General features: G+C 34.1%; 22 protein-coding genes and 1 pseudogene. 8 read left to right on the forward strand and 15 right to left on the reverse strand.

Annotation, left to right across the window (positions count from 1 at the left end; translation table 11 throughout):
• Nucleotides 1-37: 37 nt before the first annotated feature.
• From IPK88_03140 to rho, 6 genes and pseudogenes are all read right to left on the reverse strand, one after another.
• On the reverse strand, nucleotides 38-2,227 hold the full coding sequence (locus IPK88_03140; GenBank protein MBK8242397.1) for a T9SS type A sorting domain-containing protein: 2,190 nt from the start codon (nucleotides 2,225-2,227) through the stop codon (nucleotides 38-40).
• Nucleotides 2,228-3,207: 980 nt separating this feature from the next.
• On the reverse strand, nucleotides 3,208-3,489 hold the full coding sequence (locus IPK88_03145; protein MBK8242398.1) for a T9SS type A sorting domain-containing protein: 282 nt from the start codon (nucleotides 3,487-3,489) through the stop codon (nucleotides 3,208-3,210).
• Between the two features lie 21 nt (nucleotides 3,490-3,510).
• Nucleotides 3,511-3,597 (reverse strand): annotated as a pseudogene (locus IPK88_03150) (PKD domain-containing protein).
• Between the two features lie 139 nt (nucleotides 3,598-3,736).
• Nucleotides 3,737-4,132: a ribonuclease P protein component gene (gene rnpA, locus IPK88_03155; GenBank protein MBK8242399.1), complete on the reverse strand. Its 396-nt coding sequence runs from the start codon at nucleotides 4,130-4,132 to the stop codon at nucleotides 3,737-3,739.
• A 17-nt stretch (nucleotides 4,133-4,149) separates the two neighbouring features.
• Nucleotides 4,150-4,305, reverse strand: coding sequence for a 50S ribosomal protein L34 (rpmH, locus tag IPK88_03160; protein MBK8242400.1), 156 nt, complete (start codon nucleotides 4,303-4,305; stop codon nucleotides 4,150-4,152).
• Between the two features lie 84 nt (nucleotides 4,306-4,389).
• A complete protein-coding gene (gene rho, locus IPK88_03165) occupies nucleotides 4,390-6,210 on the reverse strand; it encodes a transcription termination factor Rho (protein ID MBK8242401.1) in 1,821 nt (606 codons plus the stop codon).
• 258 nt (nucleotides 6,211-6,468) lie between these two features.
• On the opposite strand from rho, the gene serS reads away from it, so the two are divergent.
• The 3 genes from serS to frr all read left to right on the forward strand — a co-directional run bounded on the left by serS (nucleotide 6,469) and on the right by frr (nucleotide 9,138).
• Complete coding sequence (serS, locus tag IPK88_03170) at nucleotides 6,469-7,749, forward strand: serine--tRNA ligase (protein ID MBK8242402.1); 1,281 nt, start codon at nucleotides 6,469-6,471, stop codon at nucleotides 7,747-7,749.
• 117 nt (nucleotides 7,750-7,866) lie between these two features.
• Nucleotides 7,867-8,547: a zinc metallopeptidase gene (locus IPK88_03175; protein MBK8242403.1), complete on the forward strand. Its 681-nt coding sequence runs from the start codon at nucleotides 7,867-7,869 to the stop codon at nucleotides 8,545-8,547.
• A gap of 27 nt (nucleotides 8,548-8,574) precedes the next feature.
• Nucleotides 8,575-9,138, forward strand: coding sequence for a ribosome recycling factor (gene frr / locus IPK88_03180; GenBank protein ID MBK8242404.1), 564 nt, complete (start codon nucleotides 8,575-8,577; stop codon nucleotides 9,136-9,138).
• Between the two features lie 156 nt (nucleotides 9,139-9,294).
• On the opposite strand, the gene atpC is transcribed toward frr, so the two are convergent.
• Nucleotides 9,295-9,537: an ATP synthase F1 subunit epsilon gene (gene atpC, locus IPK88_03185; GenBank protein MBK8242405.1), complete on the reverse strand. Its 243-nt coding sequence runs from the start codon at nucleotides 9,535-9,537 to the stop codon at nucleotides 9,295-9,297.
• A 5-nt stretch (nucleotides 9,538-9,542) separates the two neighbouring features.
• Complete coding sequence (locus tag IPK88_03190) at nucleotides 9,543-11,057, reverse strand: F0F1 ATP synthase subunit beta (protein ID MBK8242406.1); 1,515 nt, start codon at nucleotides 11,055-11,057, stop codon at nucleotides 9,543-9,545.
• Nucleotides 11,058-11,162: 105 nt separating this feature from the next.
• Here IPK88_03190 and IPK88_03195 point away from each other — a divergent pair, with 105 nt between their 5' ends.
• The 3 genes from IPK88_03195 to IPK88_03205 all read left to right on the forward strand — a co-directional run bounded on the left by IPK88_03195 (nucleotide 11,163) and on the right by IPK88_03205 (nucleotide 15,615).
• Nucleotides 11,163-12,509: a hypothetical protein gene (locus IPK88_03195; protein MBK8242407.1), complete on the forward strand. Its 1,347-nt coding sequence runs from the start codon at nucleotides 11,163-11,165 to the stop codon at nucleotides 12,507-12,509.
• 313 nt (nucleotides 12,510-12,822) lie between these two features.
• Nucleotides 12,823-15,216 (forward strand): hypothetical protein, encoded by a 2,394-nt coding sequence (locus tag IPK88_03200; GenBank protein ID MBK8242408.1) that lies wholly within the window; start codon nucleotides 12,823-12,825, stop codon nucleotides 15,214-15,216.
• 33 nt (nucleotides 15,217-15,249) lie between these two features.
• Nucleotides 15,250-15,615 carry a hypothetical protein gene (locus tag IPK88_03205; protein ID MBK8242409.1) on the forward strand — a complete coding sequence of 122 codons (366 nt, stop codon included), beginning with the start codon at nucleotides 15,250-15,252 and terminating at the stop codon, nucleotides 15,613-15,615.
• A gap of 80 nt (nucleotides 15,616-15,695) precedes the next feature.
• On the opposite strand, the gene IPK88_03210 is transcribed toward IPK88_03205, so the two are convergent.
• The 7 genes from IPK88_03210 to IPK88_03240 all read right to left on the reverse strand — a co-directional run bounded on the left by IPK88_03210 (nucleotide 15,696) and on the right by IPK88_03240 (nucleotide 24,817).
• Nucleotides 15,696-18,395, reverse strand: a complete 2,700-nt coding sequence (locus IPK88_03210; GenBank protein ID MBK8242410.1) for an insulinase family protein — start codon at nucleotides 18,393-18,395, stop codon at nucleotides 15,696-15,698.
• A gap of 184 nt (nucleotides 18,396-18,579) precedes the next feature.
• Nucleotides 18,580-19,392, reverse strand: coding sequence for a TIGR02757 family protein (locus IPK88_03215; GenBank protein MBK8242411.1), 813 nt, complete (start codon nucleotides 19,390-19,392; stop codon nucleotides 18,580-18,582).
• A gap of 60 nt (nucleotides 19,393-19,452) precedes the next feature.
• Nucleotides 19,453-20,079 carry a hypothetical protein gene (locus IPK88_03220; protein MBK8242412.1) on the reverse strand — a complete coding sequence of 209 codons (627 nt, stop codon included), beginning with the start codon at nucleotides 20,077-20,079 and terminating at the stop codon, nucleotides 19,453-19,455.
• A gap of 1 nt (nucleotide 20,080) precedes the next feature.
• Nucleotides 20,081-20,788, reverse strand: a complete 708-nt coding sequence (locus IPK88_03225; protein ID MBK8242413.1) for a hypothetical protein — start codon at nucleotides 20,786-20,788, stop codon at nucleotides 20,081-20,083.
• Between the two features lie 169 nt (nucleotides 20,789-20,957).
• Nucleotides 20,958-23,162, reverse strand: coding sequence for a radical SAM protein (locus tag IPK88_03230; GenBank protein ID MBK8242414.1), 2,205 nt, complete (start codon nucleotides 23,160-23,162; stop codon nucleotides 20,958-20,960).
• A gap of 33 nt (nucleotides 23,163-23,195) precedes the next feature.
• Nucleotides 23,196-23,456: a DUF2132 domain-containing protein gene (locus IPK88_03235; GenBank protein MBK8242415.1), complete on the reverse strand. Its 261-nt coding sequence runs from the start codon at nucleotides 23,454-23,456 to the stop codon at nucleotides 23,196-23,198.
• Nucleotides 23,457-23,494: 38 nt separating this feature from the next.
• Nucleotides 23,495-24,817, reverse strand: a complete 1,323-nt coding sequence (locus IPK88_03240; GenBank protein MBK8242416.1) for a DEAD/DEAH box helicase — start codon at nucleotides 24,815-24,817, stop codon at nucleotides 23,495-23,497.
• Nucleotides 24,818-24,972: 155 nt separating this feature from the next.
• On the opposite strand from IPK88_03240, the gene IPK88_03245 reads away from it, so the two are divergent.
• Together IPK88_03245 and IPK88_03250 are read left to right on the forward strand one after the other, a co-directional pair.
• Nucleotides 24,973-25,881, forward strand: coding sequence for an ABC transporter ATP-binding protein (locus tag IPK88_03245; protein MBK8242417.1), 909 nt, complete (start codon nucleotides 24,973-24,975; stop codon nucleotides 25,879-25,881).
• Complete coding sequence (locus IPK88_03250; GenBank protein ID MBK8242418.1) at nucleotides 25,881-26,717, forward strand: ABC transporter permease subunit; 837 nt, start codon at nucleotides 25,881-25,883, stop codon at nucleotides 26,715-26,717. The genes IPK88_03245 and IPK88_03250 overlap by 1 nt, the downstream gene beginning before the upstream one ends.
• Nucleotides 26,718-26,720 lie beyond the last annotated feature (3 nt).

A 26,720-nucleotide genomic window follows, 5' to 3' on the forward strand; every position in this document is an offset into this window, starting at 1 on the left:
TTAACATCGAATAGTCTAACTGAAGGTATTTCTTAAACTATTTATGAATGATCAATTTTTGTATTTGAACAGTAGCGCCATCTTTAAGTATTCTAATTATATATATACCATTCGGAATACTTGTGAGATCGACTTTATTTCTACTTGTAGAATTAATAATAATTTCCTTAATTAATTTTTGTTCAATAGAATAAAAATAGCCAGAGTAATTTCCTGAAACTGAAGTCTTGTTAGTTATTTCAATTTCATTTGAAGCTGGATTCGGTATCAATATAAATGGTTCTATTTTTTCTGTTGAATTCGTAACGGTAAGTGCTCCTACTTCAAAGGGTCCGAAGGTATTTTCACAATCATTGGCATCTATAACTTTTACAAAATAAATTCCTGCTTTAAGATCTTTGACTTGTTGACTTGTAGCTCCATGGCTCCATTCGAAACGATAAGGCGAACGTCCTCCTTGTATGTCTATGTCTATACTTCCTGAAGGTGTACTTGAATTATTGTTGACAATGTGATGTCCTGCTAAAAACAATTCCGAATACGCTACAATATCTACAGTGTCCTTCGAAATACACTGCGAGAAAGTATCCTTCACATTAAAAACATACTTTCCTGCTTCTGATACTTGAATCATTCTGGATGTATCCAGAAATGGATCATCCAATTTTGTCCAATAATATTGCACACCTGTATCACTCGTATTTCCAATTAATGTCTTTACAATATGTTTACAATCGAGGTAACCATCACCAGACCCATTGATATTTGGAAAATAACGGATATCGTCAACGATAACACTATCATTGCTTTCACAATGATTCACCGTATTGCTGATTTTAAAATAATAAGTTCCACCACGCACTGCTTGCACTTCCAATGAATTTATTTTTCCGATTATTATTCCATTTTTTGTAGACCAATGATAACTGAATTCAGATCCTTTTGATGATCCATTGGAAGCATTTAAAAAAGCAGTATCTTTTACACAATTTATACGATCTCTGGTATTCAAATTTATTGTTGGACTATGGGTCGCACTTAATGTAATGTTTTGTTTTTTCTCACATAAATTTTTATCAATGATGCTTACATCATAAGTTCCACCAATCAAATTTATAAATTGATCAGTGGTTTGTCTTTTTGTTCCCAATACATATTCATAGGGTTGCACACCACCTTTCGCTTGAATGCTTATACTTCCATTCTGTTCATCACAGGTCTCATCTTTTTTTACTAAAGTGGCTGTTATTGGATTGGGCTCAGTGATAACATATGTTTGAATTATATTGCAATTATTTGCATCCGTAATCGTCACTTTATAATCCCCTGCTGTTAGATTAAGCAATGGATTCGTTTTTTCAAAATTACTCCAATTGTATGAATAGGGCGGAGTACCATAATCAAGGTTTATAGCTATTTTTCCTTGCTGTTCGCCATAACATTTGTTGTTCGTTACATTTTGATTGATAATTGTTGTTCGTTTTACTGGTCCATTGACCACCCAAGGACCAAAGGACTTAAAATAACCATTGGCGTCTGTTACCGTTACGGAATAAGTTCCACCGGGAATATTTGATATATCTTTTGTTTTTGCCCCATTGCTCCATTTATATTTTAATAAACTGTACCCGCCAGTAACATTCATTATGATTTTTCCATTATCTCCACAATCTGAATGGGATACGGTACTTGTCGCATCTAAAGAGAAGCTATGGATGATCCAATTGTAATAGTTTTGATACGTACGTGCATCAATGAGCCACGTTCTGTAATCAGGAGAAATAACATAAAGCGTAGGATAATAAGCAAAGTTATATTCCCCTGGAATTTGTTCGCCATTGCCGGGTTCTAAATTAACTTGTTGATAGTTGGCTCCAGCCACCCAATTTCCAAAAGTGTAATCATTGCAATTATTAGGTCCATAAAAACATTCGACATTTGTATTCAAATCAGCTTCTAGCATGACTACAGCTGTAGTATACCCTAGATTGCTTTGTACATCATGAAGCACACCACTGTTATGAAAATGCCAACAAAAAGTACATGAGGTTTTAAAAAATTCAACACAAGCTGACTTACCACCCGCCATTGCACTGTATAAGCTGAACCCATTCCCATTTATATCATTTACTGTAAAATCCGGCGCGGTACTTCCATTGGGTAATTGCGCAGATAAAGAATAATGACTCAATAAAAAAGCTATTACTAAGATCCTGTACTTAAGCATAAACTATGAGTTGAGAATTAAAGATACATAAAAATTCATACTTACTTAAAATCCAAATAAATTAGTGTGTATAACCAATTGCAGTTTTGAGAGTTCTCGCTTTGGTAACTTGGCTTTAGCCAACAAAAAAAAGAGACAAGCAACATATTTAAGAGCCATTAAATAAAATTTAGGGTGATTCCAATCCACATAAAAAATTGTTCGATCCATTTATATCCCTTTCCATCCCTTCTAGCTCCGCATGAATGAAAAGGATGACTTGTTCCCGTTTATCATTATTGTTTACATCATTCATTTAATTGTAAATTGATGCAGATATTAATTAAAAATATTAGTAAGGAAAATATAATTATTGCACTGAGGCACTCCCTTCCCTTTCCAAGGGAAGGGTCGGGGATGGGTTCTCTTCTTCATCCAAATCATTGAGTTTTTCTCTTTCCTTTCCAATTTGAATGAACGATTAAATCACAAAAATATAACCCACCTATATCCTCCTCCACCATTTTGAGTTGGACAAGCTTGAAAAGGGAGGACCCACTAACGTTAAAATAAAATTATTCTCATCCTTTAATAAATTTATAATATGCATAACCATTATTCTACTATCATGTGTTGAAAAGATGTAATTTTTGTACTGAATTACTCCCTTCCCTTTTCATGATGACCGAACGATTCTAACTTGTTTAGTGTACTCTACGTGATAGACTAGATGGATATATTACACTAGCCCTTTAAGTAGTTTAACAAGGAAGCGATTCAAGGTCGGGAATGCGAGAATTTACGAATTAAAAAATGGTCTGAGCCCTGTCAGTCAGCTGACTGATGGGATTTATAAGATTCAATTGATTCTTGGGATAATTTCCAATTTTTGCATTTACTTTCTACAGAATTGTTTAATTTTAAAAACTAAATTTGATCATGAAAACCAAAAATATTGAGCTCAAAAATCACAAACATCCCATAAATCCCTATTCAGACATCTACATTTTCACCAACTTCTCACTCTTCACCATTATCCCGCGCTCCCTAATCTCCACTACATAAACTCTTGTGTTCACCTCCTCTAAATCAATCATATTACTTCCTTGATATAATCTTTTTTGGAGCACTTCTTTGCTTTGCAAGTCATACAATGTTATTAACATTTTCGAAGGAAGGTAATCGTTCACATTGATGATCAAAAATACAGTAGAAGGATTTGGAAACAATTGAAAATCAATATTTTCATTTTGATCATAATTACTGACCACACCAATATACAATGTCCTGTATAATGTATCAACCCCATTCTTATTCTTAACGATGAGACATAATTCATAAACGCCATTCTTAGAATAGGTATGCGAAGGATTGGTATCTCTACTTGTAATCCCATCACCAAAATCCCAATTTTAGAATACCGAAGATTTAAATTTTAGTTACAAGTTTTACCTCTTAGGGTATTCGGTTAATCATATTTTATTTGAGTATTTAAAATATGATCCAATTCACCAAATACCATTTTTTGAGTTATAGTTTTTTAGGTTCAAAGTCAAGAACTCTTCGATTTAATTCCTTCATCGCTTTTACCATACCTGAACGAATCTCACAATAATCCAGATCGGTCTTACCAATATATATCCACATCACTACAAGTTTCTGGGGACCGATATCAATTAAATGATCGCGCCATTCCAGACGGTAGGATTCAAGCATTTTACGCTTGATATGATTGCGTATGACCGCTGATTTAAATAATTTTTTGGATACGGAAAAAGCTACCTGAGGCAGGCCTTCAGTAGGTTCAATGTTGTATTTTAATAAAAGTGGATGATTGAAAACGCTTGTCTTATTGGTAAATAAGCTAGCTATTTGCTTTTTAGATTTAAGTCTTAAAGTAGCAGGAAATTTGTGACGATGGCTCACATCGGCCATTTATTCAATTATTTTGCCTTGCTTTCGTCAGATACGGTAAGCTTAAGACGACCTCTAGATCTACGTCGAGCAAGGATTCTACGGCCATTTTTGGACTTCATACGGGTTCTGAATCCATGTTTATTGGCTCTTTTTCTTCTAGATGGCTGAAATGTACGTTTCATGGCTTAAAATCATATTTTGAATACCCCTTAGTCTAAGGGATTGCAAAGGTAAATAAATTTATTATACTACAAACTATTTTTTTTCTAACTATTCATCGAAATCAAGAAGTCTTCGTTCTTAACCGTTCCAACCATGTGCTTTTTGATGAAATCCACTGCTTCTTCAGGCTTCATATCAGCCAGATGGTTACGTAGAACAAACATTCTCTGTACAATGGCATCATCCAATAACAAGTCTTCCCGACGAGTACTCGATTTAGTCAGGTCTATAGAAGGATAGATACGCTTATTAGCCAATGCTCTATCCAATTGCAACTCCATATTACCTGTACCTTTGAACTCCTCAAAGATCACACTATCCATCTTGGATCCAGTATCGATCAAGGCTGTAGCTAATATGGTCAATGAACCGCCATTCTCAATCTTACGGGCAGCACCAAAGAATTTTTTAGGTTTTTGGAGCGCATTCGCTTCCACCCCTCCCGATAATACCTTACCTGATGATGGTGCTACGGTGTTATATGCCCGGGCCAAACGTGTGATGGAATCCAAAAGTATAACGACATCATGCCCACACTCTACCAATCTTTTCGCTTTTTCCAATACAATATTGGCCACACGGGTATGGTTGTCTGCCGGTTCATCGAATGTTGAAGAAATAACCTCAGCATTAACACTTCGCTTCATGTCTGTTACCTCTTCAGGACGCTCATCCACTAATAATATGATCAGATAACACTCTGGGTGATTCGCTGAAATGGCATTGGCAATATCTTTTAATAAGAATGTTTTACCGGTCTTGGGCTGTGCTACAATAAGTCCACGTTGTCCTTTACCTATTGGTGTAAACAGGTCAATCATTCTGTTTCCGTAATCTTTTCCCGTAGGCGAAGTCGTTAATTTGAATTTTTCGTTTGGAAATAAGGGCGTTAAGTAATCGAATGGCACCCGATCTCTGATCAACTTAGGTTCCAAACCATTAATCCTGGATACTTTTAATAATGCAAAATATTTCTCACCTTCTTTTGGAGGACGTATTGCCCCTACCATAGTATCACCCGTCTTCACTCCAAAAAGCTTGATTTGGGATGGTGAAACATAAATATCATCCGGTGATGATAGGTAATTATAATCTGAACTTCTCAAAAATCCATATCCATCTGGCATCATTTCAAGTACCCCTTGCCCTTCGATAACACCTTCTAATTCAACTACAAATACAGGTTCTGCGGGTTGTACGGGTGGCGCCGGAATGGTATCTGCAGTAAATTCACTAGATCCCGATTCATTATTGGACTCAGTTGATTCATTGCGCTCCTGTGGATTGTTTTTTGGATGTTTATTTTGGTGTCTGTTCTGATGTACAGGTTCTTTTCTTGGTTTATGAGCTGGGACTTTATCTTGTTGTCCATTATTTTGATTGGCTTCTTCTACACTTCCATTTTCATTATTTGCCTTATTCTTATCTTCCTTTTTGGGATCTTCACCAAATATTTTTTCAATAATTTCCTCAGCGGTTGGTCTTTTACCTACTCTTGGGCTAACTATCGGTTGTTCCTGCACTTCTTCCTGTGGTTTTGCTTCTTGGACTAATTCAGGCTTTGGTTCTTCAACAATAGCTTCAGGTGCAGGTACTTCTACAGGCTTGATGACCCTTTTACGTTTGTTTCGCAAATTATTTTCATCCTCAAGGATTTCATAACTCGGCGTTGTATCAACCTGGCTTGAAGACTGATCTGTAGAAGGGGATTCAGATTTTGCAGAGACTTGTAGGGCCTGCTGATCCAAAATCTTGTAAATAAGATCTTGTTTGGTCAGTTTTTTGGCATTGGCTATAGATAATTTTTCAGCAATTTCTTTCAGCTCAGGAACGAGCATATCATTAAGTTGCAAAATGTCGTACATAGGATACTGTATGTGTATTTTATAAAAAAAAAAATGAAAATTAAAATGGAAAAAAGGTTTTTATCAAAACCTTCCAATAGAAATTTTATTAATAATTATCAAGATAACAATCTAAAATAAATGTAAAATTCTATGGAAGTGATAACGGTAAGAGTGGATTTACTCTGACGATGCAAATATAAGAATAAATATTTCCAAATATTCGTTTTTTACAAAAAAATCATTATATTCTCGTAAAATTGCCCTAAATATACAGGTATGGTAGAAGTAAGAATTATTAGAAATGAACAAGAACGCGTTCTTGAAGGCTATAAGAAACGAAATCTGAAAGAAGACCAACTGGCTCTAGTACCAGAAATTATCGTTCTGGACGATTTAAGAAAAACAACACAAGCCACACTGGATCAACGCCTTGCCAGAATAAATGAAGTCTCCCGGGAAATTGGTACATTGATGAAATCTGGAGCTCAGAACCAAACCATATCCCTTAAGGCTGAAGTGGCTTCTCTAAAAGAAGAAACTAAAGCCATGGAATCAAAACTTCAGGAAATAGAATCCAGTATTGAGTCCAAATTGCTCCAACTCCCTAATGTTCCTCATAAATTGGTTCCGGAAGGACTTACTCCGGATGATAATTTTATATATAAAGCATGGGATAAACCCATGCCTGACTTACCTCCTAATCCACTGATGCACTGGGAATTAGCTAAAAAATACAATCTTTTTGATATGGAGTTGGGTGTAAAAATAACCGGCTCCGGGTTTATTTTGTATCGCAATCAAGGTGCTAAACTCCAGCGGGCATTGATTAATTTCTTTCTGGATGAAGCAACTAAAGCTGGCTATGAAGAAGTTCAGACCCCCTATATGGTAAATGCAGAAAGTGCTAGAGCGACAGGTCAACTTCCGGACAAAGAAGCACAAATGTATTATATGGAGAAGGATGACTTATACATGATTCCGACAGCTGAAGTTCCAGTGACTAATATTTATAGAGATGTGATCCTTAAAGAACAGGATTTTCCGATCACTATGACTGGTTATTCACCTTGCTTTCGAAGAGAAGCAGGCTCCTATGGCGCTCATGTTAAAGGACTCAATCGGGTGCATCAGTTTGATAAAGTTGAAATCGTCAGAATAGAGCATCCTGACCAATCAGAAAAAGCACTTGAGGGCATGATCGCACATGTGGAAGGACTTTTGATCAAATTGGAATTGCCCTATCGCATACTTAGATTGTGTGGGGGAGATATGGGATTTGCATCTTCAATAACTTATGACTTCGAAGTGTTTTCTGCTGCACAACAGCGCTGGCTTGAAGTAAGCTCGGTTTCTAATTTTGAAACTTTTCAAAGCAATAGAATGAAGCTGCGGTTCAAAACAGATAAAGGAGAAATGCGTTACGCTCATACCTTAAATGGTAGCGCTTTAGCCCTTGCCAGAATTGTAGCGTCCATTCTTGAAAACCATCAAACATCCGATGGTATAAGGATACCTTTAGCCCTTCAGTCCTATTTTGGAAAAGAAATGATTTCTTAAATTTTTAAATTTTAAGAAAAAAATAATCTTTTTTTGAAATCTTTTCAAGATCTACTTGTTAATAAGCTTGAATTTTAAATCACAAAAATTTACATTATGATAATGAATGCGGATTATATGATATTCAACATTTTGGCTTTAGCAATGTCCGGAGTAGGTTGGATCATAAGTAATAAACTCAAGTCTAAATTTCAACATTATAGTCAGGTTGGCTTACGTTCTAATGCGTCAGGTAAAGAAATAGCAGAAAATATGTTGAAGTATTATGGGATTCACGACGTACAAGTATTAGAATCTCAAGGATTTTTATCAGACCATTATAATCCTGCAGATAAAACGGTTAATTTAAGTCCAGATGTCTATCATGGAAGATCTGTAGCTTCAGCTGCTGTAGCCTCGCACGAATGCGGTCACGCGGTCCAACATAACACGGCATATGCTATGCTCCAATTGCGTTCTAAAATCGTACCCGTAGTCAAAGTAGCATCAATGGCCCAACAGTTCTTATTGATGTTCGCCTTTATGTTAGCAAACACATTTCCATCATTGTTACTTATTACGATCATTGCTTTTATGATCACCACTATATTTAGTTTGATCACACTTCCTGTGGAATTTGATGCGAGTAGGAGGGCATTGGTGTGGTTGGATAGTACTGGATCAGCCCAGGGTGCAGAACATGAAGGCGCAAAAGATGCCTTAAAATGGGCAGCTATGACTTATGTTGTTGCGGCTTTATCTTCTCTGGTAATGTTAATTTTCTTAATTTTGCGCTACACAACTGGAAATAGAGATTAATTCAATCATATATCTAAATTATTTAATATGTCAGCTGAACTGGATGCATTTATAAAACATAGTTTAACGGAATTTGACCGAGCAATAGATCATTTACAAAAGGAATTACAAAAAGTCAGAACAGGCAAGGCATCCACAAATATCGTTGACGGCATATTAGTTAATTATTATGGCTCCAATGTTCCAATTAATCAGGTGGCCAATATCAGTTTATCTGATTCACGAACCATTGCCATACAGCCTTTCGAGAAAAAAGTAATCGGCGACATTGAAAAAGCCATTTTTGAATCCAATTTGGGAATAACTCCTCAGAATGATGGTGAAATGATTCGAATTACGATACCGCCTTTAACCGAAGAACGACGTAAGGAATTCGTCAAACATATAAAGCAATATGGTGAGGAAGGCAAGGTAAGTGTAAGATCCAGTAGACATAAAGTACTGGAATTCATCAAGAAAGAACAAAAAAATGGTCTTGCTGAAGATATCGCCAAGCGAAGAGAAACTGAAATTCAAGCAAAGGTTACAGAGTATTCTTCAAAAATAGATAAAATCGTAGAGTCGAAAGAAAAGGAAATCATGACGGTGTAATACTTATAGGAATTCTATAGGAGTATTGAAGATTTAATTTCTAGAACAAGATTTGGCAATTATTAAAATAATATTTAATAATTGGGTTTTTTTTATGCCTAAATTAAGGCACAGATTCTTCTGTTCTATAAAAAAGGTTTAGAAATAACTGTAGATTTATTTCTTTTGAACTAGAATATTAACTTCATTTCTCAGCACCTCCACAAAGCCATTCACAATTGGAAATAAGTGTTTTTGACCCTTTTCATCGGTAAGGTTAACAGTGCCGTTATCCAGCGCAGAAATTAAAGGGGCATGTCGATCCAATATTTCAAATTGACCATCTAAACCAGGCAATATAATGGCTTTGGCGTGTCCTTCATATAACTGGGCCTCTGGTGTAAGTATCGTAACTTTCATAGGTATTAGTTTGAACCTTCTGCTAATATTTTCTTACCTTTTTCAATAGCATCATCAATGGTTCCAACTAAGTTGAATGCCGCTTCAGGATATTGATCTACCTCCCCATCCATAATCATATTAAAGCCTCTAATGGTTTCTTCAATCGGAACAAGTACTCCTTTCATCCCGGTAAATTGTTCAGCAACATGGAAAGGTTGTGATAAAAATCTTTGAACCCTACGCGCACGGTGTACGATTAATTTATCTTCTTCAGATAATTCTTCCATACCTAATATCGCAATGATATCAAGTAATTCGTTATATCTCTGTAATGTATTTTTAACTCTTTGTGCAGTATTATAGTGATGTTCTCCAATAATAAGTGGATCCAAAATTCTGGACGTTGAATCCAAAGGATCCACCGCTGGATAAATACCCAATGAAGCAATTTTACGGCTCAATACTGTGGTAGCATCTAAGTGAGCGAATGTAGTTGCCGGTGCTGGATCGGTAAGGTCATCCGCAGGTACATATACAGCCTGAACCGAAGTAATAGATCCTCGCTTAGTTGAAGTAATACGCTCTTGCATTAGACCCATTTCAGTAGCTAATGTTGGTTGATACCCTACCGCTGATGGCATCCTTCCAAGTAGCGCTGATACCTCGGATCCGGCTTGTGTAAAACGGAAGATATTGTCGATAAAAAATAAAATGTCTTTTCCTCCTGCAGGATCATTAAGATCTCCATCTCTAAAATATTCAGCAACAGTAAGTCCAGATAATGCAACTCGCGCACGAGCACCAGGAGGTTCGTTCATCTGACCAAAAATAAAGGTAGCTTTTGAATCTTCCAATCCTTTTTTATCAACAGCAGAAAGATCCCATCCTCCTTCTTCCATACTGTGTTTGAATTTATCTCCATAGTTAATAATACCTGCTTCAATCATCTCACGAAGTAAGTCATTACCTTCACGTGTACGCTCACCTACACCGGCAAATACTGACAAACCTCCATAACCTTTAGCAATATTATTAATCAACTCTTGAATTAATACTGTTTTACCAACACCTGCTCCTCCGAAAAGTCCAATCTTACCCCCTTTAGAATAAGGTTCAATTAGATCAATAACCTTGATACCAGTGTACAAAACCTCTGTTTCAGTTGATAAATCTTCATACGTTGGTGGTTTTTGATGAATCGAATAGGTATTCTTTCTTGACACTTCACCTAAACCATCTATCGCCTGGCCCACAACATTGAATAAGCGACCTTTAATCTCATCACCCACAGGCATTGCGATGGTCTCATTCATGTCTATAACTTCTGCACCACGAGTCAAACCATCTGTTGAATCCATTGCAATAGCCCGAACACTGTCTTCACCTAAATGAAGCTGAACTTCAAGGATCAAATCATCCTTTCCCGGACGTTTGATACATAATGCATTATAAATTTCAGGAAGGACAGAACCCTCTTCAGAAAAAGAAACATCTACTACTGGACCAATGATTTGACTTACGCGACCGATATTTGCCATAATTAAAATTTTATTCAGTTTATCTTCAAAAACGCCGCAAAGATAGACCGCAACACAGCTAATACCAAATAAAAATATGAGGAAAAAGCCTTAATTTTGTTAATAATGATTAAACTTATAGATTCTGCTGATAACCCATTTGATGATTGGTCCAAGTTATTAAATCAACTTCATTTACCAAGTTCAGAGCCAATTCAATCAGCTCATCAGCTGGCTTATTTAAATTTGATCAGAAAAGCCGGAACTTATAAAAAACTTAGCACCACCACTACTGAATTCATCCCAAAAGGATACATTGTAAAAGAATGGGCTGGCTTACTGCATCATATTTTTCATAATCTTCAGTATGATCTCATCTATGAATATTGTGCGATTCTCGTGCGTAGGGACTCCAGTCTACCGGTAAACTTACTGATTGAAGCCATTGAATGTTGTCATCATCATCCTCAATTGGCGGCTTACATTGTTCCCGTTCTGGGAGAAACCGGATATTTTATTTGCAATAAAAATAAAGAATGGCATTGGTTGCATCCTGATTATTGGAATGATGCATGTTCATTTAAGGCATCGCTCCAAAGAATGTTCGCTTTTGAAATGTATGTTAAACAAAACACCGGGGAAGCGATATTGTATTTTTTTAAAAATATAACATCATGGACTGAAAAAGAACTCGGTCTATCTTGTTCAATAATATTAAAAAATATTCAGCATGAACATGAGCCGTTAATTATGAATGCTTTAAATGGTTTGAATACTACTTCTGGTTTGCATTTATTACGGTTGGTATTTCAATTTCCAGATCATGAAATAACACAAAAATTTAAATCTGAATTTGATCAAAAATTCCATACAACCAAAATAGAAACCATTGAAGTTCCGGCAATCAAAAAATCAAAAAAACCTTTGGAATTTAAAAAAATATTAGGAACTATTCCTCCTTCCTGGTATAATACGAGCACCCGAAAAATTGAAGTGTATAATCAACTCATAAAATTTGGCTGGATTACAGAATTCATAGATTGTCTATCACAATATCAAGATGAACTGAGTGCTCTTGATTTTGCTAAATTTCTGATTGATCAAAAGTTATTTACGGAACTAATTCCTGTAGAAAAGATTTCGGAACTATTAAATTACGAGACGTTCAATCAATTAGCCTTATATTGGATCAAAAGCAATAAAGGCGATATAGACCTAGAAGCTTTTCTAAAATTCATACGCGTTGAAAAACATTTTTGGTCAGACGATTTGTTACTTGGAATTCTCTCTTTTTCAGAATACAAACGATTGGTAAAAGAATATAATCTTGAAGTCTTTTTTGAAAAAATACCCTACAAGATTAATCCCAATTCAAAACAATTGGGCAAAATTCATAAACAAATTCAATTCAGTGAAGATCCACATTTTGACTTTAACCAAATCATTAAATTCAGACAAGATTTAAGAAAATAAATTTCTATAAGTATAATGTGAATTGTTTCTATTATACTCTATAATTTAAATCATTTGATTGAATTTGTGTTTGTATTTAAACGATAAAAATTCAATTGGTAATGCAAAATTGACAATTACAAATACTGAATTTGATTTACAATTAATGGTGTCGTTAAAACATTTCTCAAATTATTGAAAATAAAATAAAATTTATTCCATACCCTTTACACTAGATTAATGATTAGGAAAAATACCTCAAAATAAAGGGTATTTTTCCTATAAGCTGGACACCATAAACCTCCTACTTTTGATATTCTAAAATTAATGAAAAATGAAAATTTTAAAGCTACTTAATAATAATATAGTTCTGAGAATGGTTAAGACATTTTTTTTTTCTACTTTGATTATGGCCTTTGATCATATTATAGCTCAAGATCAAATAAATATTGATCAATGGAAGCCTTTAGGCCCTACCGTAATATCAGGTGGGAGAAAATATATTGGTCGAATTACAAGTATTGCCGTACATCCTCAGAATCCACAAGTAATGTATGTCGGTGCACGAGGTTCAGGCGTTTGGAAAACAACAAATGGTGGAATATCATGGTCCCCTATCTCCGATCAACTTTCTACTTTAACTATCCAAGCAATTGCAATTGCACCATCTTCACCTTCACGTGTTTACATAACTACACCAAAGGGTATTTATAGATCAAATGATTTTGGCGAACACTGGACATTAATTTCCAATAGAAATTTCTGCTTTAATGGTTTTGGAGGTGCCCATTTAATTGTCCACCCAACAAATCCAGATATTATTTTTGGTGTAGGCAAATGTGCAATTCCAAGTGGCATTTATAAATCTTTGGATGGTGGAGAAAATTGGCAAATTTCACTACAAGGGGTTAATCCTTCGGATCTAATTATGGATCCAAGCAATTCAAATATATTGTATGCTTCATTATCCGGAAATACAGCAATGAGGGCTGGTATATATGTTAGTACAAATTTAGGTGTTTCATGGCAAATTCTTAAGGGATGCCTGGATGGCCTATTACCAGTACTAAATATTGAAAATACTATTCACATTTCGCTTTCTTCTAATACGCTTTTTGCCAGTTTTAAAACTGCTGATGGTTATTTTTTATACAGTCAAAAAACATCAACATGTCTTAATGATATAGGTTTAATAGAGCGTGCTTGGAAATTAATTTGGACTGCTCCAACAGATGAAGGAAATGCATTACATTATAAAAAATTATGGAGTGGACTCCATTCAAATCCAATAAATCCCAAATTAATATTCATTTGCGGTACACAATTATACAGATCTGATAACGGAGGTGAATCATTTCAGGTACTTAATGAAATGCATGCAGATCAACATGCATTTTTATTCTATCCAATATCTCCAAATAAAATATTCCTTGGAAATGATGGTGGTATATATACTTCAACTGAAAATGGTAAAACAGGTAGTTGGCAATTTATTGGAGAAGGAATTTCCAATGTAGAATTCTATGAAATTGCTGATGGTGTAAGTAACTCCAATTTACTTATAGGTGGGACTCAAGATAATGGAACTTCAAAATACAATCCTGGAAACACAATATGGAAATATCTTACTGGGGGGGATTCAGAATTCGTTGAGGTTGATCCTAATAATTCCAACAATTTATTTGAAATTGGCCAATCCATGCACCAATTGCATACTTCATCAAATGGTGGATCTGGTTGGAGCACAATATCTACAAACTTTCAAACAGATTGCGATATTAAAGCTGGAGAAACCCCTGGAACAACACTGAATCAATTTATTATTCATCCATTACATCCAAATATTATGTTGGCTACTTGTCATTCGGTTTGGAAAGGCAATCCATTTTCAATTATTTTTACACCACCCATAGGCAATGCTAATTGTATTAACATTGAACCCAAAAATGACTATTATATTTCTTCAACAACTAGAGGTAGTATTTATATTGGAATATCAGGTTTAAATTGGATAGAAGTATTTACTCATCCTTTCAATCAACCATGCAACGACATTGAAATAGATATAGATAATAGTAATCAATTTTTTGCAGTTTTTAATGGATCAAGACAGAATCGAGTATTCCAATATAAAAGGACTAATCAAAATCCGTTAACTTTTTCATCAAGTGATATTACAAGTAATTTGCCAGAAAATTTATTGGTTAAAACCATCGCAAAAGATTTGAATCATAAAAATCGAATTTATATTGGAACTAATGAAGGATTGTATTGCGGTAAATCTTTTGATGAAGGACTCACATGGACTTGGAGTCTATATAGTAATGGTATGCCACAAGCTGTAGATGTAAGAGATATTGATATAAATCCTAAAACTGGTATCATGAGAATTGCCACTTTCGGAAGGGGTGCGTTTGAAGTTCATTCAGATTATCCAATAGGTTCTGTTTTGGATATTAAGGATAAAATTAATTTATTAAGAGTTCATGATGTTGGCACTGGATATGGACCATCTTCAGACGCCTTAGATGTGGAGGTTGTAATCACTTTAAATTCTGAACCCAATAAATATTTTGGATTCAAAATGCGAATAGGAACTAATGGGCTAACTCATAAACATTTTTTAGAAACACTTCGATTTGCATTTAAAAAAGATTTACCCGTAAAAATAGAATATATTAAAACGGGTATTCATTCTGGAGAAATATTTAGAGTTATACTTCTATAAAAATATTATTAAGTAAAAATTAAAATAAATCATATGAAACAATTAATCAAATTAAGCATCACTGTATGCCTTTTCTTTTTATTTACTTCGCATTATGCAAATGCTCAATTGTTAAATACAAGTGGAAAAATAAGTTTATTGAGAATTCATGATGTCGGAACTAAATATGGTCCACCTAATGATCAAATTGACTCTGAAGTTATTTTCCAATTGGATTCACAACCGACCAGAGCTTTTGGTTTCCAACTCAGAGACAATAATAATAAATTAGTGCATCAAGGTATGGTCGATTTATTAAGAGATGCATTAGCTAATAATTTTAGAGTTCATGTGGATTACAATAATATTCCAGGTAAAAACAATGCAACTATAATTAGAGTTTGGATAACTAAAAATTAAAGTTATAAAAAAACAAATTAATAAAAAACGGCAATGAGTAATACTCATTGCCGCTCAAACTTTTTAAATCAATAATTGCTTTATGGCTTTTTCAATTTGTTTGCAAAATCTCCACCCTTAAATGTACTTATCTTATCTAAGCTAATGTGCTTTCTCATTGCTTGATTCACCTGATCGACTGTAAGTGCATTTAACTTTTTCTCAAAATCTTCAGTAAACTGCATCGTTCTATTAAGATAACTAAATCCTCCCAACATATTGGCCAGATTGTTATCCTGAGAACGCGTTACTTTTCTCGACTGTAATAATCCTGTTTTGGCATCAACCAATTCTTTATCGGTAAAACCATCTTTGAGCATTCTCGCTATTTCTTCTTTAAATGCTGCTTCCAATTTATCTCTATTTTCAGGAGCATAAATAGCATATACAGTGAATCCTCCGGATTGATCTAAAGCGTCAGCATTAAATTGCGATCCTACACCATAACTTAATCCTTCTTTTTGACGAATACGTGTTGCAAGACGACTATTTAAAAAGCCACCTCCCAGAATATAATTCCCCATTACCATAGCAGCATAATCTGGATCATCATCTCTAATTTTCAAATTACATCCTGCTAAAAACATTGCATTAGCCTTATCTGGTGCTTCAATATTTTGATCCGTTTTCGGAACATCAATGAATTTATCTTCAATTCTTGCATAAGGTTTTTGACTCTTCCATTGTCCTAATTCAGACTTAACTAAATGTTTAATTTCTACTTCATTGAAATCTCCTACTACTGAAACGGTTGCATTATTCGCACCATAGAATTCACTGTGAAATTTCTTAACCTCATCCAATTTCAAATTCTTAACTGCTGCTATTTCTTCATCCGGAGTCATGACGTAACGAATATCATTCTTTGGATACGGATTAAGATGTCTGCTAAACGCATTTCCAACCATAGCTTGTGGATCAGATCTTTGTTCTTCTATCCCAGCCAATTGTTCGTTTTTTAACTCCTCAAATTCTTTTTCTGGAAAAATCGGATTTTTCAGCATATCAGTAACCATTTTGATGACTGCAGGTAAATTCTCCTTAGTGGATTGAATACTTGCCGTAACTGTACCACCGCTTCCATTAAAAGAAACTCTGGCTTTCAATTGATCTAATTCATCTTTAATTTGCTGACGTGTCATCGTTTTAGTTCCGCGATTCAATAAAGATGCTGCAAATGAACTTGCAGTAGCCATTCCATTTAAACTATTTTCGTCGCCCATTCTAAAGGTTAAAGTAGCATTAACTACATTTCCTTTGGTTAATTTTGGCAAGAATGACCATTTGAATGAATTCGCTTCTTGTCCCCGATGAGTTCTTTTTTCTATGTTCATTGGGCTTGGGTCAAATTCTTCACCTTCTGCTTTTGGCGCATCACCTTTATAATCTTTTACCATTGATGCAATATCTAATGGTTTTGGAATTTCTGATCTATCAGGTTTTTCCTCAGGAATAAAAACGCCTGTTGTCCTGTTGGATGGTTTAAAATAACTGTATGCTACTCTTTGAACATCTTCAACTGTTGCTTTACGAATATTATCTCGATAGATGAATAATAATCTCCAATCCCCCATTCCAATATACTCACTAATAATTCGACCTAAAGCTTCTGTATTGTTAAACAACATATCAAAATCTTTGAGTTGTTTTGCTTTAGCACGCTCTACTTCTTCCTTAGTTACTGGATTTTTATTTATATCATCCAAGGTATTTAAAAGTACATTCTTAGCCTCTTCTAAATTATTTTCTTTCCTAACCTGAGTTGAAAAAATTACAAAACCAGGTTCGTTCATTGAAGCACACCAACCGTATTGACTGGAAGCTTTTTTTGTTTCAATTAATGATTTATATAATCTTCCGGACGGTTCAATCGTCATGATGTCTGTTAATAAATCAACAGCTGCCGCATCAGGATGTGACCCAGCAGGAATGTGATACAGACAAGTAGCAACTTGTACATCCCCAACTCGCTTTAAAACTACATTTCTTTCTCCATCTTGAATAGGCTCTTCCGTATAAGTAGGAATTAATTGTCTTGTTGGTCTTGGAATCTTTCCGAAATAGGAAGTAACTAATTCTACTACTTTTTTTTCATCAAACTTACCGGCGACCATTAATACAGCATTGTCCGGTTGATAATATTTGTGATAGAATGCTTGTAAACGCTCAATAGGAACTTTTTCAATATCTGATCGCGCTCCGATCGTTGATTTTCCATAATTGTGCCATAAAAAGGCGGTGGACATGACCCGTTCTGAAAGTATGCTTCCGGGATCATTCTCTCCCATCTCAAATTCATTGCGCACTACGCTCATTTCTTTATCAAGGTCTTTTTTGGCTATATAAGAATTGATCATCCGATCTGATTCTAAATCCAATGCCCATTTTAAGTTTTCTTCAGTGGCTGAAAATGTTTCAAAATAATTGGTTCTATCGAGCCAGGTAGTACCGTTGGGTCTAGCACCATGACTAGATAATTCGTTAGGGATATCTGGATGCTTAGGCGTCCCTTTGAAGACCATATGTTCCAATAAATGAGCCATACCAGTCTCTCCATATCCTTCATGTCTGGATCCTACTTTGTAGGTAATGTTCACGGTAATGGTTTGTTTAGACTGATCGGGAAACAGTAAAAAGTTCATACCATTAGGTAATGAATATTCTGTGATTCCTTCTACTGTGGATAATTTAGTGGCTACCACCGATGAGGTGTTAGATCCAACTTTCATTTTCTGCTCCATTGGCTTGGAAGCAGATTTGTTTGATTTTTTACCTGAACCTGCATTAGCCTGGGTCTCACCAATATTTGGACACAAGAATAGCAAGGCCAAAAGAATTAAAAACTGATTTCGCATGTTTATAAATTTTAAGATTTCAACAATTTTTTTGCAAGATAATATCAACAAACTCAGATTGTCAAGAAATCTACGAATTATTTCGTAGAAACTTTAAAATATCGGGTTCTTCTTGTTTCATGGCTAGACTGATTCCAAACAATCCATAGTCATAAAAGGCAGGATCTTCGGGTCTCATAGCTCTACAAGCCTCAGATATTTCAATCACAGCCTTCCAGTCTAAAATGTTGCGCTTCAATAGCCCCAACAATCTAGCTGTCCGCTCTACATGAACGTCTAGAGGCAGCATTAGTTGCGAAGGTTGCAACTTTTTCCAAATACCAAAGTCCACACCCCTGTCATCCTTTCGAACCATCCATCTTAAAAACATAAGGATCCGTTTGCACCTGGATCCGGATGAAGGCTTAGAGACATGTTTTCGAGTTCTCTGAGGCACCTCATCTCCACTAAAAAAATGTTGATTCAATGATTCTAAACTCGCCTCCAAATTCATAAATGGATGTTCTTCGAAACCAATGAATGCCTCTTCTAGGCTGTCATGTGTTTTATACCATGATTGAAAAAAACTTAAAAAATATAAGCTATCCGTATAATTAAATGTTCGCTGAACAAAAGTCTCAAACTTTCGACGGTCTTCTTCCTGATGATTCACTACAAAATCATACGGAGCATGGTCCATCCGCTCACATAATTCAAGCCCTTTATTAATAATGGTCTTCCGATTACCCCATGAAAGCATGGCCACCCAAAAGCCTATAATCTCAATATCCTGTTTCTTTGAAAATTGATGTGGAATAGAGATAGGATCATGTTCAATAAATGCCCGATGATTATATTTATCAGAATAGAAATCGAGAAATTCTTTTATATTGTCTTGATGCATTTAAAAAATGGATGCATGGTCAAATTATTATTAATAATCCTAAAGTCACAAGTTGCAAAATTAAAATCTATATATTATTCCAAACCGAATACCTTTGTTAAAAGTAGCACTTGGGTTAAAAATTTCATTACTAATATTATTGAATTTAAGTTCTGAAAAGATTGTTTTATATTTTAATCCAACATCAAGTTTATTAGAAATACCCAGAAAGCAACTCCAATTTTTTGAAATATTATAATTGGCTTGTGGATTAATATACAAATTCATTCCAAAATACTTACTTTTACTATCAGCCCCGTAACTTGTAATGGAATGTTCAAATTGCTTTTGATACTTAATACCTAATTGAAAATCAAAAACAACTTTAATTAAACTTTTCATTGTTTGTTTCATAAAAAACCCATATCCAAAACTCATTCCCAAACCTAATACTTTAATATCTGATTTTTGATTATGATATGTGCCAAGTATTAAATCCGTTAATTCAATATACTTATACTTTCTAATATTTTTAAAAGGAATCAGATAAGCTATGCTGATGCCATCTAAAAATAATTTACCCTTATAATCATCAAATGCACCTGTCACCACACTCGAACTCAATTGAACAGCATTCTGATGCAACTGAGCTTTTATATCTAAAATACAACAGCAACAAATAAAGCCCAGTATTCTAATGTTTTTCATATTAATCTACTTTAAACCAATAAATATGTTTGTTCTCTGTTAGTTTCTTTAAATGCTCCTTTTCCTTTTCGTCGATAGGATTGGAACTATTTAATTCTCCATTATTGTTAGCTACATCGAAATAGTAAATATATTCCGTAATTTGTCCAAAATACGCATCATATTGATTTCCAGTATAATTACAAAATGAATCTGTTTGTTGGAATGTATGATATTGAAATGAATTATTATCTGGCGCTATTATAAAAATACCTTTGGTTTTTGGAATAACACCAAATTTAAAATAAATAGATTTCTCAGGACATCCATAATTAAAATAAAAATACTGATTGTTTGTATCAACATTTTCTAGCAATTGTGCCACTTTAGTTTCAATATAGATATCAAATGGTTTATTTGGATAGAACCATTGGGATTTAAATTCGGCATCATAAATTCTAAAATGAATATTAAGCAATTTATCACTCAAGGAAATTTTTTCTTGATTTATTTCATTGATGATAAAGGGTTCATGAGAACTATTACTTACCCAAATGGTATCACCAATATGATAGATTTTCTTTTCTGGGTAAATGTTCAGATGCTGTTTAAATTGATACACCACCTCCACATTATTATCAATAATTCGGCATGAGGTCAACCAGGTTAGACTAAAAAGTATAAAAACGCAAAGTGGTTTAAAAATAAAGAATTTAAAAGCTTGACTCATAATTGGATTATTTACCTAATATTAATCTCACAAAAGTAAATATATAGTTGACATATTGAAAATTTTTAAATAAATAACAATTAATTCTCCTAATAACCACTCAATTAGAAGCGAAAATGTCTAACAGCTAGATCACATTTATTTGTTTATAATTTTGATTTGTTATTAACTAGACTACTAATAATAGACCAGCTTCTCTCAATTGATCCATTTCCTTACCAAACCATAAAACATCAAACGCTCCCAATCCATAGGACATATAATCATTCTTTACATCTTCAAAAGTTAATACCTCAGATGGACCAATTGAAAGCTTATCTAATATTTGTAAAAGCCACCTGGCATCATTTGATTCTAATAATAATACAATAGTGCTTACTTTAGTGTGAAAAATTAATTCAATATATTCCATGGATTGACCTTTCTTAATTTTATGCATGCATTTTAATAAAGGAGCTCCACCTAAAAAAATTATTTTTGCACTGGATTTAATCTCAACAAATGGACTTTCCTGAATAGCGTTCAATATAAAATCACGATCCACTTTCGTTTTCGGAACCTTCATATCAAACCAATCCTGTAAAGGAAACTCAAAACCAATCCCATGCATATAATTCAACAATGATTTCTTTAATCCAAAACTAAATTGGCTATAATCAATGCCCAAAGGATCTATATATTCCATATCGTTATTTGCAAAAGCACCAATATCTGTATTATATTTTTGAATCCCAAAATCTTGAGGTCTCAAACCAACGGGACTATGTGCTGTCATTGCGAATTGATGCCAAAAACCAGATTGTAAAACATTGAGTTCAAAGAGCTGTCGCACCATTTCCAGAGAATCTATAATCTCTTGTTTTGTCTGAGTCGGAAATCCATACATCAGATAAGAATGCACCATAATATTGGCTTCTGAAAAATTTCTTGTTACCTGTGCTACTTGCGATACAGTGACCCCCTTTTTAATTAAATCGAGCAAACGATCTGAAGCTACTTCCAATCCTCCAGAAACTGCAATACATCCAGAAGCACTTAATAATAAACATAAATCTCTGGAAAAATTCTTTTCAAACCGTATATTAGTCCACCAACTGACAACTAATTTCCGTCTTAAGATTTCCAAGGCTAAGGCACGCATTAATGCTGGAGGTGCCGCTTCATCTACAAAATGAAATCCCCGAATTCCGTTCTGTGCAATCAGAATCTCCATTCGATCACATAATAAACTCGCTGTAATCGGTTCATACACCTTAATATAATCTAATGAGATATCACAAAAAGTACATTTACCCCAATAACATCCATGTGCCATCGTCAATTTATTCCATGTGCCATCACTCCAAAGACTATGCATAGGATTAGCCATTTCAATAACAGAAATGTATTGGTCCATTAATAGATCACTGTAATCCGGAGTCCCAGTATCTGCTTGTGAATAATCCTTATTTAAACTCAAATTGGAATAACTCACTTTTTTATCTTGTAAAACAAAAGTTCGTTTTAATAATTCTATAGGTCTTTTTCCATCTAAATACTCTATGATATGTTCTATTGGTGCTTCTCCATCATCTAATGATATGAAATCAAAAAATTCAAATACTCTAACATCAGAAACTGATCTTAACTCTGTATTGGGGAAGCCACCACCCATAGCTAATTTTATTTCTGGTCGATGATTTTTTATCCATTGTGCAATTCTAAAAGCTGAGAGTAAATTACCCGGAAAAGGAACTGAGATGGCAACTAACTTTGGTGATATTAGATTTAATTTATCAGTCAATAATTTTAGTAAAATCTGGTCAATATAAGATGGTGGACTATTTAACAGGTCATAAATATCATCAAAAGAATGTGCAGATCTACCAAGATGTTCCGCGTACCTACTAAAACCAAAATGGGAATCAACACATAATTGAATAAAATCTGATAAATCCTCTAAATAAAGGGTGGCTAAATGTTTAGCTTTATCCTGAATACCCATTCGACCAAATGCCCAATCAAGATCATCCAATTGACTAAAACGAGATGCTTCCGGTAAAAAATGACCTTGAACGATTCGATGTGCTAATTCTGGAAGTTTACCTTGAAGAAAGTGTATTACGTGATCTATAGTTTGAATATATTCAGATCTCAATTGAAATATTCTCACTGCGATTTCGGATTCCATAGTGTTCTCTGTTCGATAAACATCTTCAAACAAAGCCAACAATCCTTTTGATGAAAACAGATCTAATACAACTTCAATTCCCAAGTCCCATTGAACCGAAGTAATACCTTTAGTGTTTAAAAAACCTTTAAGATATGCAGAAGCAGGATAAGGCGTATTTAACTGAGTAAAAGGTGGGGTAACGATGACAACTTTCGGATTCACAAAACCTTTTTATTTATAATCAATTGGCCAATACTATTTTTCAGTGGTATTATTTTGAATCTTTCTATCTTGACGAAGTGTATACAAATAAAAATCTTCAACTTTCTTTCTAGCCCAAGGCATTTTTCTTAAAAATTTTAAACTAGAAGGAATACTTTGATCATGGATAAAACAATTGATCGTAATTCGTTGACCAAGTTCTTTCCAACCATACGTGTTGACTAAATGATTTACGATAACTTCCAATGTCACACCATGCAATGGATCTTTTTTATTAGGTAATTTTGGTTCCATAAAACGTATCTAATCAATTCAAAAAAATCATTTCACTACTATTTTGCAATTTGAATCCGATATTTTTTACCTTTCATTTTTTCTTCGTACACATTTTTTAATAAACTATTCACCTTGTTGTTTTTAATTGCCGCAAAAGAATAGTGGTCCTTAATATCAATTAATCCAAGATCTTCTTTGGCTAATTTCCCCTTCTGTAAGAAAAAACCAACGATATCAACTTTATTAATTTTATCTTTTTTTCCTCCACTAATATAGACTGTTGTAAATTGAGGAGCCAGAGGAATTGAAGTAGCTGTAGGTAATACAAATTCAGGAATATTCGGATCTATGTATTTTGGTAAATGATCTACATGACTTGCTAAAACATAAACTGATCCTGATTCATACATACGGGCTGTTCGACCATTGCGATGTGTAAATTCATCCAATTTACCAGGCAGATCATAATGAATTACATGTTTCATTTCCGGAATATCCAAACCCCTGGATGCCAAATCAGTTGAAATTAAAAAATGCACACTACTATTTCTAAATCTGATTAAAGCTAATTCACGATCTTCCTGTTCCAATTTTCCATGATAAAATGTGGCTGCAATGTTATGTGATAAAATATAATTACATAAACTTTCTGCGGTCTCTCTTTGATTACAAAAAATCAATGCGGTCTCATCTTTAAATGTACTTAACAGTTGGACAACAATTTTATTGCGATTGGAATCTGTACTACGGACCCAGTGTAATTGTAATTTATTATTGTGTTGGTCATTTACAATATAGTCCAAAGTTACCGGATGTTTCAACTTAACAAAGTCAGGTACATCAGGACAAGGCGTTGCAGAAACAAGAACTTTTTTCTTCAAGTGACTCAACCGTTGGATAATAGTAGCCATTTGTTCATGAAATCCCAACTGCAATGATTTATCGAATTCATCCAATATTAATAACTTAATATCCTGAGTCCTGAAAGAATCTCTAACCAAATGATCTTCAATTCGCCCGGGAGTTCCAATAAGTAAGGCTGGAGGCGCAGTAAGATTTTGGATTTCGGTTTGCATGGAGTGGCCTCCATAACAAACATTTACTTTATACCCAGTTCCCAGTTTTTTCCACACTTGTTCTATTTGTAATGCCAACTCCCTGGTTGGGGCTAATATCAAGCATTGAACTTGTTTAATCTCCGGGTTCAATTGGTTGATGATAGGCCACAAAAAAGCTAAAGTTTTTCCGGATCCTGTTGGTGCTAATAATACCACTTCATTTTGATCTTGGATCGTTTGAAATGATTTAGTTTGCATTTCATTAAAAGCCTCAATTCCTAAATTGGATAAAAGTACTTTCTCTTGTATTAAATTAGACATATTTACACAAAGATACACATTAAATTTTTAGAAAAACTGTTTTAGCCAAGAATCAAATAAGAATCTAATATTTTATGCAATTATGGCCTAAGAAATATTTGTTAATTAGGTACAAAACATAAACAAAAATCACGCATTACTGTTAACTTTTGATCATGCATACGTCAGCTATTTCTGTCAAAAATCTATATAAAAGTTACGGCCACTTTGAAGCCTTGCATGATCTGAGCATTGAGGTACCAAAAGGAAAAATCACTGGCTTATTAGGCCCCAACGGTGCTGGTAAAAGTACTTTGATGAGATGTATCTTAGGATTAATCAAACCGACTACCGGCTATATAAATATTTTGAATCAATCTTTGGTTGGTAATAAACATAACATTTTTAAAGATATAGGTTGCATTATTGAAAAACCAGATTTCTATACTTATTTAACAGCTAAAAAAAATCTTGAATTATTGGCCATGATTAGCAAAAGTGATCAGGCTATATCAAATATTCAAAAATGTATTGACTTAGTTGGATTGACAGGCAGAGAAAAAGATAAAGTAAAGACCTTCTCACATGGAATGAAACAAAGATTAGGAATTGCACAATGTCTAATCCATGATCCTGAAATCATTATACTTGATGAACCAACTACAGGTCTTGATCCGGAGGGTATTATTGAATTCAGACAATTGATCATACGACTTCGCGATGAATTCAAGAAAACTATATTGTTAAGCAGCCACATTTTAAGTGAAATAGAATTAGTCGCCGATCATATTATCATTATCAATAAAGGGAAATTAATTTCCCAAGGCAATATCATGCAATTATTAAATGAGGAAGATATGATCATACATCTTGAAGTAGATGATGTATCAAGATGTATAGCAATTATTCAAGAAACCTTTGGCATTAACGTGAAATCTGATGATCTATTTATTCAGTTTAAATTAAATAAAAATAATATACCATCTCTTGTAAATACTTTGGTACAGCACCAAATTAAAATATTTCGTTTAGATTCAAAAAGAGGATTAGAAGAATTGTATTTAAATATAACCACGAACATCTAATGAAACTCATCACTTTTGAATTGTATAAAATATTTTCGAAACCACGGACTTATATAGCCTATGGATCTATATTAATTATCATCTTTCTCATCGAGTTCGCACTTAAGGCTAGTGGCGAGGAATATCTTGATTTTATACTCAATACATTTAAGGATAGTTTTGTTTTAGAAGGTAATATTCTCAATGGATATATGGTATCATTCATCATCTTACAAACACTAATTATCCAAATGCCATTGTTGGTTGCATTAGTTACTGGTGATCTAATTTCAGGTGAAGCTTCCAGTGGAACAATAAAAATCCTCTTAACAAAGCCCAACTCTCGTTCAGCCATCTTTTTTTCAAAATGGATCAGTGGTGAATTATATACTGCCAGTATTGTAATGATATTAGGAATCATATCTCTGTTATGTGGTGTCCTCTTATTTGGTATAGGTGATCTCATGGTGTTAAAAAGTGATGGTGTAGAAATTATTCAATCTCAAGATCTTATTTGGCGATTTGGACTTTCATTTTGTTTCGCAATATTAGGACTAAGTGTTGTAGCGACACTGTCCATGATGATATCGACTTACGTGGATAATTCCATAAGTCCAATCATTCTAACTATGGCTATCATTATACTTTTTACCATTATTGGCACTATGGATGTGCCCTTATTCGATTTGATACGACCATATCTATTCACAACTCACATGATTATTTGGAAAAATATGTTTGATCAACAATTAGATTTTTTACTCATTTGGAAATCATCCATTGTTTTGATTATTCATATTATCGTATTCTATTGGGTGGGATGGTACCATTTTAAACATAAAGATATATTGAATTAATGA

This window comes from Candidatus Defluviibacterium haderslevense (genome assembly GCA_016712225.1).
GTDB classification, from domain to species: domain Bacteria; phylum Bacteroidota; class Bacteroidia; order Chitinophagales; family Saprospiraceae; genus Vicinibacter; species Vicinibacter haderslevensis.

What these genes read in the sequence shown, in the direction of transcription:
- IPK88_03190 (MBK8242406.1), bottom strand. Translation starts at nt 11,057, where the DNA reads ATGGCAAATATCGGTCGCGTAAGTCAAATCATTGGTCCAGTAGTAGAT.
- IPK88_03220 (MBK8242412.1), bottom strand. Translation starts at nt 20,079, where the DNA reads ATGAAAAACATTAGAATACTGGGCTTTATTTGTTGCTGTTGTATTTTA.
- IPK88_03140 (MBK8242397.1), bottom strand. Translation starts at nt 2,227, where the DNA reads ATGCTTAAGTACAGGATCTTAGTAATAGCTTTTTTATTGAGTCATTAT.
- IPK88_03235 (MBK8242415.1), bottom strand. Translation starts at nt 23,456, where the DNA reads ATGGAACCAAAATTACCTAATAAAAAAGATCCATTGCATGGTGTGACA.
- IPK88_03250 (MBK8242418.1), top strand. Translation starts at nt 25,881, where the DNA reads ATGAAACTCATCACTTTTGAATTGTATAAAATATTTTCGAAACCACGG.
- IPK88_03195 (MBK8242407.1), top strand. Translation starts at nt 11,163, where the DNA reads ATGATTAAACTTATAGATTCTGCTGATAACCCATTTGATGATTGGTCC.
- serS (MBK8242402.1), top strand. Translation starts at nt 6,469, where the DNA reads ATGGTAGAAGTAAGAATTATTAGAAATGAACAAGAACGCGTTCTTGAA.
- rho (MBK8242401.1), bottom strand. Translation starts at nt 6,210, where the DNA reads ATGTACGACATTTTGCAACTTAATGATATGCTCGTTCCTGAGCTGAAA.
- IPK88_03175 (MBK8242403.1), top strand. Translation starts at nt 7,867, where the DNA reads ATGATATTCAACATTTTGGCTTTAGCAATGTCCGGAGTAGGTTGGATC.
- IPK88_03225 (MBK8242413.1), bottom strand. Translation starts at nt 20,788, where the DNA reads ATGAGTCAAGCTTTTAAATTCTTTATTTTTAAACCACTTTGCGTTTTT.
- IPK88_03200 (MBK8242408.1), top strand. Translation starts at nt 12,823, where the DNA reads ATGAAAATTTTAAAGCTACTTAATAATAATATAGTTCTGAGAATGGTT.
- IPK88_03215 (MBK8242411.1), bottom strand. Translation starts at nt 19,392, where the DNA reads ATGCATCAAGACAATATAAAAGAATTTCTCGATTTCTATTCTGATAAA.
- rpmH (MBK8242400.1), bottom strand. Translation starts at nt 4,305, where the DNA reads ATGAAACGTACATTTCAGCCATCTAGAAGAAAAAGAGCCAATAAACAT.
- IPK88_03240 (MBK8242416.1), bottom strand. Translation starts at nt 24,817, where the DNA reads ATGTCTAATTTAATACAAGAGAAAGTACTTTTATCCAATTTAGGAATT.
- atpC (MBK8242405.1), bottom strand. Translation starts at nt 9,537, where the DNA reads ATGAAAGTTACGATACTTACACCAGAGGCCCAGTTATATGAAGGACAC.
- frr (MBK8242404.1), top strand. Translation starts at nt 8,575, where the DNA reads ATGTCAGCTGAACTGGATGCATTTATAAAACATAGTTTAACGGAATTT.
- IPK88_03205 (MBK8242409.1), top strand. Translation starts at nt 15,250, where the DNA reads ATGAAACAATTAATCAAATTAAGCATCACTGTATGCCTTTTCTTTTTA.
- IPK88_03210 (MBK8242410.1), bottom strand. Translation starts at nt 18,395, where the DNA reads ATGGAGCAGAAAATGAAAGTTGGATCTAACACCTCATCGGTGGTAGCC.
- IPK88_03245 (MBK8242417.1), top strand. Translation starts at nt 24,973, where the DNA reads ATGCATACGTCAGCTATTTCTGTCAAAAATCTATATAAAAGTTACGGC.